The sequence below is a fragment of the Pyrococcus sp. ST04 genome (genome assembly GCF_000263735.1).
GTDB lineage: Archaea > Methanobacteriota_B > Thermococci > Thermococcales > Thermococcaceae > Pyrococcus.
Genome location: NC_017946.1, coordinates 369,493 through 383,878 on the forward strand (window position 1 = coordinate 369,493; position 14,386 = coordinate 383,878).

At 42.6% G+C, this 14,386-nt stretch carries 8 protein-coding genes; 4 read left to right on the plus strand and 4 right to left on the minus strand.

All coding sequences use genetic code 11. The features are described from left to right. Positions 1-21: 21 nt before the first annotated feature. Together argH and lysX are read left to right on the plus strand one after the other, a co-directional pair. Entirely contained in the window at positions 22-1,365 is a 1,344-nt protein-coding gene (gene argH, locus PY04_RS01900) for an argininosuccinate lyase (protein WP_014733491.1), read from the plus strand. Positions 1,366-1,478: 113 nt separating this feature from the next. Next, positions 1,479-2,300, plus strand: a complete 822-nt coding sequence (gene lysX / locus PY04_RS01905; RefSeq protein WP_048055899.1) for a lysine biosynthesis protein LysX — start codon at positions 1,479-1,481, stop codon at positions 2,298-2,300. 10 nt (positions 2,301-2,310) lie between these two features. Here lysX and PY04_RS01910 read toward each other — a convergent pair whose 3' ends face one another. Both PY04_RS01910 and PY04_RS01915 read right to left on the minus strand, forming a co-directional pair. Beyond that, entirely contained in the window at positions 2,311-4,992 is a 2,682-nt protein-coding gene (locus PY04_RS01910) for a hypothetical protein (RefSeq protein WP_014733493.1), read from the minus strand. A 131-nt stretch (positions 4,993-5,123) separates the two neighbouring features. Continuing rightward, complete coding sequence (locus PY04_RS01915) at positions 5,124-6,728, minus strand: radical SAM protein (protein WP_014733494.1); 1,605 nt, start codon at positions 6,726-6,728, stop codon at positions 5,124-5,126. Between the two features lie 153 nt (positions 6,729-6,881). Between PY04_RS01915 and PY04_RS01920 the strand changes: the two genes are divergently transcribed. Then, the gene (locus PY04_RS01920; RefSeq protein ID WP_048056173.1) at positions 6,882-7,520 is read left to right on the plus strand and encodes an METTL5 family protein; all 639 of its coding nucleotides are present in this window, start codon (positions 6,882-6,884) and stop codon (positions 7,518-7,520) included. Positions 7,521-7,818: 298 nt separating this feature from the next. Here the strand turns inward: PY04_RS01920 and PY04_RS01925 are convergent, their stop codons facing one another. Beyond that, positions 7,819-12,741 carry a DNA polymerase domain-containing protein gene (locus tag PY04_RS01925; protein ID WP_014733496.1) on the minus strand — a complete coding sequence of 1,641 codons (4,923 nt, stop codon included), beginning with the start codon at positions 12,739-12,741 and terminating at the stop codon, positions 7,819-7,821. Positions 12,742-12,835: 94 nt separating this feature from the next. On the opposite strand from PY04_RS01925, the gene PY04_RS01930 reads away from it, so the two are divergent. After that, the gene (locus PY04_RS01930) at positions 12,836-13,648 is read left to right on the plus strand and encodes an MBL fold metallo-hydrolase (RefSeq protein ID WP_014733497.1); all 813 of its coding nucleotides are present in this window, start codon (positions 12,836-12,838) and stop codon (positions 13,646-13,648) included. On the opposite strand, the gene PY04_RS01935 is transcribed toward PY04_RS01930, so the two are convergent. Then, entirely contained in the window at positions 13,645-14,385 is a 741-nt protein-coding gene (locus PY04_RS01935) for an ATPase (protein WP_048055900.1), read from the minus strand. The genes PY04_RS01930 and PY04_RS01935 overlap by 4 nt on opposite strands. Position 14,386 lies beyond the last annotated feature (1 nt).

The following is a 14,386-nucleotide window of genomic DNA, read 5'->3' on the forward strand; positions in this document are numbered from 1 at the left end:
TATTTTGCAGTGGTGAATACAATGTACCGGAAAGCTCTTCTGGGCGAAACAAATGAGCTTGCTCTTAAATATATCTCTTCAATGGAAGAAGACAGGGAAATCGTGGGAGAGGTTATAGAGTGTCTAATTGCTCATGTTAAAGGTTTACTTCATTCTGAGCTAATACCTCCAGACAAGGGCGAACTCATTCTAATGGAACTTTTAGAGCTTAAGAAGAATCCTGAACCTCTCTTTTCGATAGAGGCTGAGGACATTCATGAGGCGGTTGAGATATATCTAAAAAAGAAAATAGGGGGAGATGAAGGCTATCTGCCTCTTGGCAAAAGTAGAAACGATCACGTTGCGTGTGCTCTTAGGCTTAAAACAAAGAAAATCCTAAAAGAGCAGATAAAAGAAGTTCTCTCGCTTCGAAAAGTCCTAATTGAAAAGGCCAAGGAGAACTTGCAAACTTTGATGCCCTCCTTTACTCATCTTCAGCCAGCCCAGCCATCAACCTTTGCTCACTATCTGTGCTCTATAGTAGAAACACTTGAGATGTATACGGACATGCTTTTCTTTGCACTGAAAGTAGTTGACAAATCACCCCTTGGAGCTGGAGCGATCGGTGGAACCACGGTACCGCTCGACAGGGAATACATCGGGAAGCTATTATTTTCTAGTGTAGTTGAGAACTCTATATATGCCACAAGTAGTAGAGACTTTCTAGCCGTGGCGTGCTCTGCGGATGTGTTACTGTCAATATCCCTTTCCAGGGTTGCTGAGGATCTAATTATATTTTCAACTCCCAACTTTAACTACATCCAACTTCCCAGGGAGCATTTAGCGACTAGTAGTATGATGCCCCAGAAGAAGAATCCCGTTACAATGGAGGTTGCCAGAGCATGGGGCGGTGAGGCACTTGGTCACTTCGTGGCTTTGATGACAATATTAAAGGGTCTTCCGACTGGATACAACTTGGACATGCAGGAAGCCAACAAGCATGCCCTCAAAATACTGCAGGGAACCCTTGAAACGCTCAGAATATTTAAAAACGCTTTCGAGGGAATTAAGATTAATCCAGAAAACATGATTAGGGACTCGAAAGTGTTCCCAATACTCGCAACGGACATTGCTGAAAAAATTGCTTTAGCGACTGGGAAACCATATAGGGATGTTTATGTGGAGATTGCTTCGATTATACGGGATTCTGAGAGTGTAGAGGAGTTCTATTCGAGAATATCTAAAAAGTATGGAATAGATGTTTCACTTGAGGAGGGCATTCTGAAGCCTGTTTTGGGGTCTCCAGATCCCGAACAGGTTAAAAATTTCCTGTGGAGGGCCGAGAAAAAATTGGAGGAAGACTCTAGAAAATTGAAGGAGATATAGGTTATGTCCGTCTTTATTTTGTTATATTTGCAACATTTAAATTACAATATAACAAAAAAAGTTACAAAAGTGATTTAAATCTTACAAATGTCATGGCTAGGGGAGGTTAAATAATGAAGATAGGGATAACTTTCACAATACTCAGAAAGGAGGAGCTCATGCTCAAAAAAAGGGCGGAGAAGTTTGGGGAAGTTGTAATGCTTAATGATAGGGAGATTGTGTTCCCTGGTGACTTTGATGTGGATGTCGTAATAGTTAGAGATGTTAGCCATTTCAAGGCTCTCTACATTTCCAAGCTCTTTGAGGAGAATGGCATACCTACAGTTAACCCCCACTGGCTTATCTATGAAGCGGGGGACAAATTGCTCGCAACCTTAAGACTCGCCAAAAAAGTCCCAGTTCCGGAGTGGGCGGTCGCCTTTGACAAAGAAAGTGCCGTGATTGCTGCCAGAAAGCTTGGTTACCCTGTAGTGTCGAAGCCTGTTTTTGGGAGCTGGGGAAGGTTAATAGCTAAGATAGAAAATGACAATGTTGCAGAGGGGATATTTGAGCATAGGGAGTGGATGGGTAATCCGCTCTATAAAGTCTATTACCTTCAGAAATTTGTCGAGAAGCCCGGTCGTGATATAAGGGCAATAGTCATTGGGGGCGAGTTTGTAACGGCAATATATCGCTACTCAAGTCACTGGATAACCAACGCTGCTAGGGGGGCGAAAGCTGAACCTTGTGAAGATGAGGAAGTTAGAGAGCTGGCTATTAAGGCATGGGAAGCTTTTGGTGAGGGAGCGTTAGCTATTGACATCTTTGAGAGCAGGAAGGGCTTACTCGTTAACGAGGTCAACCCTACAATGGAATTCAAATCTGCCTATGAGGCTACAAAGGCAGATATTGCTGGTAAACTTGTCGAATACGCTGTGAGCATTGCAAAAAGGTAAAAAAGAGGGCTCACTCTCCAATGTTAATTCCTAGAATGATGTCTGTTTTCCCACCTGAAACTCCCTTGAGTCTGAAAAGTGCCGTCCAGGATTTGTGGGGAATTCCAGAGTCATAGTCCCAATCGAAGTAGTCATCATCTAGCAGGATCGTAAATCCGATCCCACCCATTGGGTCATCATCGTCTCCCCACTTCTCAAGGTCTTCCTCCCATCCCTGGTATTCAAAGTAAATGAACGGGGTCTGGGGAGCATTGAGGTCTAAAATCGTTGCATTGAACTTTAACTCTCCCTTATTCCCCTCAACTATCCCTCTTTTTAGGCCTTTTTCGAGAACACATTTGCCGGCTGAAAACGATGAAATGTTGAATACTGTGTTTTTGGCTTTCTTTAGCATTACCTTCTCGTAGCGTGGAAATACGTAGGACGTACCTGAGGGAACGAGTGGGTAGACATGAACCTTTGAGTCTGGTATATTCTTGTATTTTTCGAGCTTTTCAAACCCTGTGCAGGCTCTAGTATAGAAGTAATACTCATCCTCAAACTCGTCCGTATCCTTGATGAACCTAACGCTGTGGAGAGTTATTTTTGCAGCAGTCTTTTTCAAGGTTCTTGGCACTTCGACTTCATATATAAAGTACCTAACTAACATGTTTCCATTGTCGGAAATGACCTCTATCTCTCTTCCATTTGGATACCTGCCAGCAGTAATTCCCGTGCTGGCTATTCCAACTTTATCAGGTTTTGCCCCTATAAGCCAGTTAAAGACATTTCCCCACTCTGTACTGATGCCTTGCCCAGATGCCAATAAGTAACTTGTTTTTGCAGCATCATATCCCCACTTTGCCGCTGTTCCTAGCTCAGCAGTTGCCAGTCCTACTGCTAGATCTATTAGCATTCCCGCTCCGAGCGTTACATATTCTCCGGGATCGTCATTGTCCCATGCAACGGTTTTCAGGATTATGGATCTGTACTCTGAGGTTTCATTTAGTGGCATTGAGAAAACTGGATATCCGTTTATAAACCGGTAACTTATGTTCCCCAAGGCCTGTGGAACGTGGTAGAGAAGTCTGCTTTTATCCTCTGCTTCCACCCATCTAACCATTGGATATCCAAAAGTATAGACGGGTCCATATGTGAATGCTGGACCGTTTTTGTGTCCATAAGCGTAAGCCCATGATGCTATCTGAATTTCTCCCTCTCTGTCGTCTTTGTTGCCTTTTATGTATATGTCTTCCACTACTATAACGAGGTACCTCTCAACGTCTTTATCTACCACTATTCCCTCCCTGGCATCGACTATAATGTTGCTTTTCTTTGGAAATCTTATATTGGCTCGGGGGCTTGATATCCATGTAAGAAATTCCCTCTTCCCGATGTATCTAAAAGAATTCTCAAATGTGTAGTCTACTCTCAATGTCCCTCCCCTGCTGAGAATTTTCCCCCTTCCGGAACTGAGTAGCTTTCCATCTCTCTTCCTATAGAGTTTCCATACCAGCCCATTTATGGAGATGTAGTACTCTTCACTGCCATCCATGTCGGTGTCTATGTACATCTTCATCGGCATGCTATTGTGAAATGTGCTTCCATCCTTAAAGTGTAAGATCATGCCGAATCCGTATGAGTATGCCTTGAAAGTTACACCTTCGAAACCATTGACTTCCTCATAATATCCGGCTGATGTGTAGTAAGTTATCCATCCCCTCTCTCCTTCTAAGAGGAGATATCCGCTTTTTGGATAGGATAGTCTGCTTTTTCCACAATTCCCTCTTATCTTAAGGAACACCTGTTGCGGGAATACTTCCGAATAATTTCTGATAGTTAGAGTTGCGTATCTCCCTTTGAATGTAATGTTGCCCCTTTGAATTTCCTCCCCATAGGCGTCTTTTAAAATGTAGTGACCTGAGGGCGATATTAATCCAGAATACAGCTCAAGCTTCCAGGAGTTTCCAAACTCTCTCCCCGTGGTTATCTCAACGACCGTAGGTTCAGGAGATATGATTTTTCCTCCCGGCATGTAGAGCTTCTCTATGTGGATGCAGTCAGTAGGGAGGCTCTCGTTTGCAAATTCTAACGTTAGCGTAACTTCCGCTCCTGGATTTTTTAGTGATGTTTTTGCACCTACAGAAGCTATTATCGATGTGTCGTTGGGTGCAATGGCTACTGAACCGACATCCGTCAGTTGTTCTGGTTTCAAAATGCTCACATATTTCCCTGGAGTTATGATTATACTGTTTAACTTTGGCACCATGGAATCTTCCAGCTTAATACCCATGTTTATCCCTTCAATAACCTCAACTCCTTCTGGGAGCTCTATTGGAACTTCTTCCTCTTCTTTCGGCTCTTGGGTTTGAGTTGGAGTTTGTGTTTTGGTTTCTGTTTTTTCGTTTTCTCTGGTTTCTGTACTTGTCTGGGTTTTTGTGGGGGTTGGAGTTTCAGTTTCTACATCCTCCCGGTGTTCATCGGGTGTCTGGGCTGGGGTTGTTGTCGGTGATGTTGTTTCTGTTTGAGTTTTGCCTGAGCTTTCTGGAGAGGGTGGGGACTGTGTTGACGTTGTCTGCTGGTGCTCGGAAGAAGTTTGCGTCTCTTTACTATTCCTCTCTTCTCCCTGAGTTTTGTAGGGAATTTCAGGGCTGATACACCCACTTATAAACACCAAAATTAACAAGAGCACTCCAAACATAAGTTTCCTCATTATCTAATCCTCCACTTTCAAGCCCAAGCCGTGAGAATAAACTCACGAACTCGAACTTGAATATGCTTAAAAATTTTTAATGTATTAGAACTACTTAAGGCTTCTCATTTACAAAAAGCAAAAAGAAAATTTCAATAAGCCTCGGCAAGGCTTGGTCTATACTCCCACCTATGTTCATCAACTTCTATCTTTATGTCAAGTGGCTCAAGATTCTTCACTTCAAATCCCTTCCTCTTTCCCCACTTCTCTATCTGCCTTAGAACTATTCTAACGCCGATTCTTGCTAGTGGGAAGAAGGGGATTAGGAATGGGTTTCCTCTCATAACCTTTGGTAGCCCCTTAAGAATTTCCCTGGCCATATGCTTCCATGCGTAGTAGAGGTGGAGGAACTGACCGTATGTTATCATATCTTCCACTCTGTAGAATTCTTCCCCTTTTAGGACTCCCATTGGTACAAATGCAAGTGGGGTAACTGTGAAGTGGGCTCTATCCCCTAATTTTTCCTCCAGTTCTTTTTCCATAGTTATTATCAGCCTTGCGGTCATAATCTCTGCTTCGTCATTATCTCCTGGAAGGCCCAGGATTGTAGTATACGCTGGGAACCAGTAATTCTTGTTAAAAACGTAAGTTCCATTGAGTAGAACCCAAGGCCATTCCTCTGGTGAAAAGGGCTTCATCTTATTGTTCATTAGCCTGCCTATTATCTCTGGGTCTGCGGTTTCCATTCCAACTTGTATTCCAATCCAATGATTTTCATTTGCACCAACTATCCTAGAAATTTCTTCTATCATCCCGGGAATTGCCAATGCTCCGGCAACCGTTCCATGTGTTGGGTTGACGTTCCTTGTGTACTTTCTTGCCATTTCAAAGAGCTCAATTACAGCTTCTGCATTTGGATAGAAGTTCTTTCTGTCCTCTACCTTGTACAAGAATATGTCCTCGCTGTGTAGCCAGGCATGGTCTATCCCAGCGCTTACGTTAACTTTAATCTCTTCCTCAATTTTGTCCAGAGGAATGAACCTCGCCACCCTCAAATTCGGTTCGCAGAATCTACACCCTCTCCCGCATCCTCTCATAACTTCAACAAGCCCCTTATAAGATGGCGCGACGATTGTGGGGATTTCCTCGATCCTTGGCCATCCTCTTATGAAAATAGTTTCCTCAGCCCCTTCTTCGATTATCTTTTTAAATATCTCGCATACAGCATGTTCTCCCTCACCAATTACTACGTGGTCTATTTTTAGTCTTTCACGCTCTTCTTTTCTGATTTCCAACTGCCATGCTCCGGGACCGCCAACGACTATCTTGAACTTTAAATTTTTCCTTTTCCTAATGGCGTTGAGTCTTCCAACAAGTTCTCTGAATTTAACCGAAGTATAGCTCTTCCACTGCCCTCCGTTGGTAAACATCATTGTTACTGGGCCCAACCCTAAGGGATCCATCTCATAGAGAGCCACTATCTCAGTATTTTCATCTATAAACTGTTCAACCTTCTTTGGATGTGCTACTACAACATCTTCCCGTGAAAAGCATCTTAAGAGTGCCGCTTCAATTTTTCTGAGTCCATAAGGTGCTTGCGTCAGTTTCCCATTTTCATCTGGTAGTTGTGAATCGAGAAGCCTGAACACCCATTTTGGAAGCTTATCATATGGTGCACACCCGAGAAAATCGAGTAGAGGGACGTCATGATATGTGCTCGTCAACGTTTCGTCTGTGGTCAAGACGATCTTTGTCATCGATGTCACCTCCAGCTATGAAAGAATATTTTCATACTTAAGAAAATTACGCAACAAAAAAAGTAAATTTGACAAAATTTTTGTTAGTTTACTGTGGAACTTGCATTTTTCAATCAAAAATACCAAAAAATAATCACACAAACGTTAATAATGATGAAGAAGAAGGAGCTTGAAATAATCCTTTCAAAGCTTGAAGGGTTTGAGAATCCAAAGCCCCACTTAGAGCAGTATAGAACTCCAGGACGAGCCGCTTCAGAGCTATTATGGCTTGCATATTCACTTGGGGATATTCAAGGGAAAACAATTGCCGATTTAGGTGCTGGGACGGGAGTTTTAACAGTTGGGGCCCTTTTATTAGGTGCAAAAAAGGTTTATGCGGTTGAAGTTGATCCAGATGCAGTTCGCATTCTTAAGAGAAATTTAAAGAAGCTGGGATTTGAGGATAAGGTTGACATTCTTAACTCCAATGTTTCTGAATTCTTTGAAAGAGTTGATACCGTCATTATGAATCCCCCCTTTGGAAGTCAGAAGAGACATGCTGACAGACCATTTCTACTTAAAGCATTTGAAATAGCTGATGTTGTTTATTCAATTCACCTTGGGAAGAAAGAGGTTAGAATGTTCATTGAAAAATTCGCTCGGGACAACGGATTCGTAATCACGCACAGACTAACAACATCAATAGAGATACCTGCTCAGTTTTTCTTTCACAGGAAGAGGTTGGAAAGAGTGGTAGTGGATATCTACAGGTTCACTATTCTGAACCAAAGTGCTGTTAAGAGTCTTTATTAGAAAACTTGGGACACTGACCCCCTCCTCGCCCTGTAGGGCGGGGGTTCCTCTTGGGCGTCAACGCCGGAGCTAAAGTTTGGAACAGAGTAAATACCTCAGGCGACAACAGTTCTTCCAGGGGCAAATCGTGGATTTCAATAAAACAGAAAAAGCTAATCATGGGGAGTTTAAGAAGGAAATTAGTTCAGCCACAGTCCAGCAAATGGTTAATCCTTAAATTTTTTCTTTTGAAAGCCTTGTTCCTGGGTAGTATGAGATCCCCGTAAAAACATCTAGAGGCCCCAAAGCAAGGTGGAAGTCACTTCTTCACCTTAATCCACGCTCCTAGTCCTACTTGTCTGCTCTTCTGGTATTTAAGATCCTCCTTTTTATAGCCAAAGGCCTCAAGGATTCTCAAGACGGCCGGGAGTACTTGGTTCTCGATGTAGTATTCTGCATCATATTTATTCTTTCTGGGATCATACTCTTCAGCAAGGATTGCCCTCTTGCTAATTGGACCATCTCCACGTAGCACGATATACCCTATAACCATTCCTGGTCTTACTTTAACTCCCTTGGCTGCTAGCCTCTTGGCGACTGCCACATGAGGACCTATAGCTTTATATTCATTCAGCGGCCTTGTTATCTGTTCATATATCACAAGCTTCTCTGGAGGTACTTCATACTTCATTAGCTTTTCCGTAACTTCCTTTACTATTTTCACGGCCTTTTCAACGTTACCCTCCTTGAGAATAGCCTCAAGGACTTTTGCCTGTGTTTCTTTAGCTATCTCGCTCCAGTCTCTTCTAACTATCTCGAGCCCTCTTGTAATGATCTTGTCTTCTTCATCAATTAGTGCGTACTTCTTCTTTGTCACGAAGAAGCCTCTTCTGTAGAATCCCTCATACTCGAGCTCTAGAAGACCTGGCAGTTTCTCATTTATATACCTCACGAACTCTAGAGCCTTCTTCTTTATTTCTGCTGGATCTCCTCTGGGTATCGTGGCGTAGAGTCCGTCTGTATCTATGTACAACACCTTGAAGCCGAACTTCCCTTCGAGCTCCTTTCTCACGAGCTCTATGTACTCCCTTCCCCACGCTGTAACGCTCTCTGCGCACTCTTTACAGTACCAGCGAGCTTTTGCATAGCCGTAGTATCCGTAGTAGCTGTTGTGGGCATAGAGAAGGCCAAAGCCTACGAGAAAGTTCTCATCTTCCTCAACACTGAGGTCGTACACGTATCCTTCATAATCCTCAACTTCAACACTCTTGACTCTGTCTAGTGCTATGTCCCCCTTTAGGAGCCATTCAATTTTCTTTGCTTTCCCCTCATCAAGTTCTCCGCTCTCAATGAGTTCCTGGACTTTTTCATACCCTATATCCTTCTTTAATGTCTTTCTCAAAACTTCCTCAAGGACGTCTTTTGGAAGGGAGTAGGGATTGTATGCGTTCTTCTTTTCTGAGAGTTCTTCATTTATGTAAACTGAATAGGAGTTGCTATCTTTATCTATCTTAATTGACGAAACGCCTAGGGAGTTTAGGAGGAAGATAATTTCATTTGTCAAAAGCTCGCTTTTGATTAAAAACTTGCTGGTGTGAATATTTCCATTTAAGTACCCCTCAAGGAAGGCCAAGCGAACGTTATATGGAGATGTGAAAATTTGTTCTGGGATTTTTTTCTCTAAATGATTTCCACACAGACCCTTGAACAGCAGATATGCAGTCTTTTCAGGAATTTCAATATAATCCTGTGCCCTTTTTATCTTTCCAAAGAACTTTATCGCGAGCTTCTCTATGTCATTAAGAGCTTTGCTGTCTCTACTGTATAGCCTCACCATGCAGTTCTGGCTATTCCTTAGCTTCTCTGCACTTCCCTCCCTTACATAGTGACCGAGAAGCTTTGCAAAGTCGTTGTCGAGTTCTATAAAGGGTTTCATCCTGAAGCCATTGTTGCTACTTATGTACCATTCCTTAAGCTCCTTCTCGGGCATTAGGGGAAGGACATCTCTGATTGCATTAAAATTGACTAGGTATTCTCCCTTATCTTTGTTGTATTGAATCACTTTGACCAGCCTTTCATAGAGTTTCCTGTATTCTCTGAGTGCGTCTTCATTCAAGACCTTGTACCCTGTTTTCGTAAGCTTTAGGTAGTTAAGTCTCTCAAGATGCTCAAGGTAGCGTTTTGCTGTTTTAGGTCTCTCTTCTTCCCCAAAAATCCAGCGTAGGGTTCTTAGCATCTCATTGAAAAAGTTCTCTCTTCCCTTGATGGGGATTGTCATGGTGACATCCGAGGTTTCTTCGGGCGGGAGGGAGAGAAGAATCTCGACGATGTTAATTCTTTCGGGTTTTTCGGGAAGCTTGATCCTCATTGGAACGGCTATTAGGTCTCCTTCTCTTACTTCTTCACCCTTCACTTCAATAAGATCCCCATTTCTGAAGACAAAGAGGCTATGTCCGTGAGTTATTTTTATTGTCCTTCCGGATGTCAGCTTTATCTTATAAATATTCCCTGAGTAAGAATGCCTGATAACTGCTTTGATCGGCTTAACTCTTGAGGTCTTTGTTTTTCTGTCAAAGGATATTGCCATAATGTTTTTGGTCTCGAGAACTTCTGTACTGCCGTTTCTAATGACAAGATTTGCATTCCTTTTTATTAAGTTATCAATGAACTCCCCAATCCTGTAGAACTTTAGTCTTCCATTTTCAAGTATGGGAATCCACTCGTCTGGTAGAATGCTATTTGCAAGGATTTTGATAGCTTTCTGCCTGTAATCGAGAAGTTTTTTCTCAACGGGGTTTATTGTAGCTTTCATCTTCCGCTTTATTTTCTGCCTTTCCTCAAGGAGATGGCCGAGTAGGCTTGGAATAAATCCTTCCACATCCTTGCAGAATTTATGTCCGACCTCTGGAGCAATATCGTATTTCCTGCAGCCTTCCCTATTTAGTGTATCTGGAGAAACGTTGTGTGTGATTATTATAGAGGGGTATAGAGAGTTGTGTGTCAAAATGCCGTTTGCAAAGTAATAAGGAGTTCCTTCGAGTGTCAGGTCATATACCTTGCCCTCGTAGTATTCGGTAGTTACTTCAAAGTCTGAGAGTTTATAGAAGGAGTTGTTTCCAATATTATTGCTCTCTCTAATAATTTCAGCAAGGGTCTGGTTCTTCGCTTTACTAATGAACCCTATCATAGTCTGGAAGAGTATGAGGCTGTCCTTTCCTTTGATTTCCAGGATGTACTTTGTTAAAGGTTTTCCATTTTCAGAGTAAGTGTGCTCGGATATGCTGTGCGGAATCCCAAGCTTCTCTAGTAACTTTGATATTAAGCTTAATTTCCATTTCTCTTCTGCTTCTTGAGTTGCAACAATACTTTTTTCGGTCTTATCAACTATCCCACAACCTTCGAAGAATCCTTTGAGTACCGAAGGAGCGTGAAGTTTCTCGATATCATTAATAAGCCTTTTAATTTTGGAGTATGCTTCTTCTTTGGCAACTTTTAGAGTCATCGCGTTGGATCCGTCCTTTTGTAATACAGTGGGGGTCACTCCAAACAGACGTTGGAGGATGTATGTAATCCTTTGGATAACTTCCTCTCCGTTTTCTCTAATTGTTATCTCTATTCCATTCTGGTGAAAAGTTGTTCCTTTGTTCCCAGCAAGTATTATTCCGGCCAGTTCTCCTTTGAGTACATCCTCCTCAGGTAGTTTGGTTTCCTCAATTTTTCCAATCTTTTCAAAGAATGGTGTTGTTATTAATTTGCCCTTGATACCCTCTGTTAGGAGGGATTTTGCAAGAATATCATGTATCAACGCTTGTTTACCGTTTCCGCTAACTACAGGTAGTTTGTGGTTGGGAGTGCATTTAAGGCCGTTTACGTTGATGAGCTCGCCCTTGTAGTTGTATTCCCAGACTTTTTGTACCTTCTGCCATCCATCGATTCCAAGGACGTAGTCTCCTTCCTTGACTTCGCTTATATTAACAATCCCGCGACCCTTAACAATGACTTTAGTATCAGGGGGATGACATCTGAAGTCTAGATAAACTATGTTTTCCCATAACCCCCTTTCTGGCTCTTTCACATATCCGCCAGCGTAGCTCTCTCTAAGCCTCCTCTCATATTCTCTCTCATCGGGCTTATTTGGGGCAAGCTCATTTCTTTCGTAAGCTTTCCTTAAAAGATACCATTCCACTAAATTCCCAGTTGATGACCGTGAGACGTCCCAGAGAGGTTGTCCAACTAGCCTGGTCAACTGAACTTCCATGGGAAAGAACTCTTTTCCAAGTTCATAAGTTACTTGGGCGTCTTCCATTGAATATTTGGCAACTCTCTCTAGTCCTTTTCCAGTTTCCCATGCCTCTGCGATTTCATGTGCATACACCTTCTCCTTAGGCTTCCCAAAGATTGCCTCGTAAACGGCCTCGAGTGTGTAGGTTGGCAGGTTAATGGTTCTCCTGACGACATGGTATAAGTCGAAGTGTATTCTTCCCTTTATCTCTACCGCGTTCATGTCCCCAAGTCTCTGCATCTTTGGTGGGCTTCCGTCCCTTCCGAGTGGTAGTTTTATTCCAAGCTTCTCCGCTCTCTTAACTAAATATGGAAAATCGAAGGAGTCCCCGTTGTAAGTTATTATTACATCCGGGTCTTTCTCTCTAATGACTTTCAGAAATCTTTTTATCATCTCTCTCTCGCTCGACACGACTTCAACATATGGCAGATTAATTCTCTTCCATGTAATGACCTTTGCTCCTTCTTCGTCTGCGTAGCTTATCATCAGAATTGGACCCTTTCCAAACTCTTCCCCCTCGTGGTAGAGGGTCTCTATATCAAATGCTAGAAGCTTCAATTCTTCATCCCCATCCATTGGGACTATTCCTTTGTCTATTAGATATCTCTTGGCGAAGGGTATGTCGTATTCAAAGATTTCAACGACTGCTGGGTGTTCTCTGATCTTTTCCCTAATTGCGGGCACATCCTGTGGGTGCTCAAAATACAGCTTCCAGACCTCAATCGGTCTTCCGAGATATTTCTTCTTTACCTTCTCAACATCGATTATTCTAACTATTTTCCCATGTCTCTCGGCCGTTACTTTTCTAACTTCATCAATTGCTGAATCATCTTTAAGGAGGGCATAGATGTATGGCTTAAACGTTCTGTCGTATTCGATCTTAAATTCTCCATTTTCCTTTTTAAAGAGCCTTATAACGGGCTTTCCATCTTCGGTTATGTAGTCAGCGTCAAGTATCATCCCTCACACCAAGATTACTATAGAACACGCTTTCAAAAAAGATTTTCCACCACGCTTAAAAACCACTTATGTGAGTTTATTGCGGAGGGGTGGGATGATAGAGATAACTTTTCTTGGAGGGGGCGGAGGAAGGTTCGTTACTATAACTCAAGCAAGGGCTACTGGGGGCTTCTTCATAAAGGCCAGTAAAAATATATACGTGGATCCTGGGCCTGGAGCATTAGTGAGGATGTGGAGGTATAAGATAGATCCCAGGAAAATAGATGTCCTCTTTATATCTCACAGGCACACAGATCACTGCAACGATGCCGAGGTTTTAGTTGAGGGGATGACATATGGGGTTACGAAAAAGAGAGGCGTTCTAATAGGTTCCAGAAGTGTTGTTCATGGTGATGAAAATCATACACCTGCCCTGAGCAAGTACCATTTAGATGCACTTGAGGAAGTTCATGCTCCAAATCCGGGTGACAGATTCAAAATTGGGATGGAAGAGATGGTGATAACTCCTTCTATTCATAGCGACCCTACGACCATAGGATTTAGGCTTAAGACCTCCTATGGGGATATTTCCTACATCCCGGACACGGAATATTTCGAAGAGCTCGTTGAGTGGCATGATGGGGCTAGGGTCTTGATAGCCTCTGTAACAAGGCCTAGGGACATGAGGATTCCCTACCATCTCTGCACGGAGGATATTGTTTATATGCTCAAAGCAATGAAGCAGAAGCCAGAGGTTCTCATAATGACTCACGCTGGAATGAAGATGCACTTCGCGGGCCCTTATAAGGAGGCCCAGTTCATTCAAAATGTAACAGGGGTCAAAACGTACGTCGCGAAGGAGGGGTTTAGGGTAACCATTGGAAAGGACATAACCGTCAAGACTTTAAGGCCGGCTAGATTCGTCTAGGCTTTTAGGATATCGATTATCAGCTCTCTCGCCATGTCCTTTGTTAGTGCTCCGGCTCTGAGCTCCCTCAAAACCCTTTGTATTGCAAACCTTTTCATTATGGGGGCTCTCTTTACTGCTTCTCTCCAGAGAGGACAACCATAAGATAACTTATAATCCTTCCATCCAAGTATTTCAAGGAGTATCTTCTTATTTAAGGCTAGAAAAGCTGGGAGATTTAAAATTACAATGTTTCCATTGTAGTAAATTGAACCACTTCCAACACTTAGCATGTCTCCGCTGGCCAATATCTCAGCCCCAATTTCTTTCGCTTTTTTCTCAACGGCGCTCATGACCATTGAATGGCATCTTCCGCATATTGGAGCCCTTTTGTTCATGAGTCTCTCCATCTCTTCTAAATATCCTGGTACATCAACGAGTATTGCTCCTTTTTCTTTGATTTTCTTGATAGTATCTTCACTCATTTGAGGAAGCTTGGCCGTTACTGGGATAGCGTCAAACCCTGCCCATCTAAGTATTTCAAGCGTTGCTGTACTGTCACTACCTCCAGAGTATGCAACTGCAACTTTTGAGGATATATTCTTTCTTTCAAAAGGTTTCCCATATAGTCTCATCTCTAAAAGGTTCCTTAGCCCGATATAGGCTTCATGAGAGATGAATGCCTTAACTCTTTCGAGAGCCCTCAAGCTTGCCTTTAATCTGAACTCCTCAATGAAGCTTTCTGCCCTTGGAAGCATG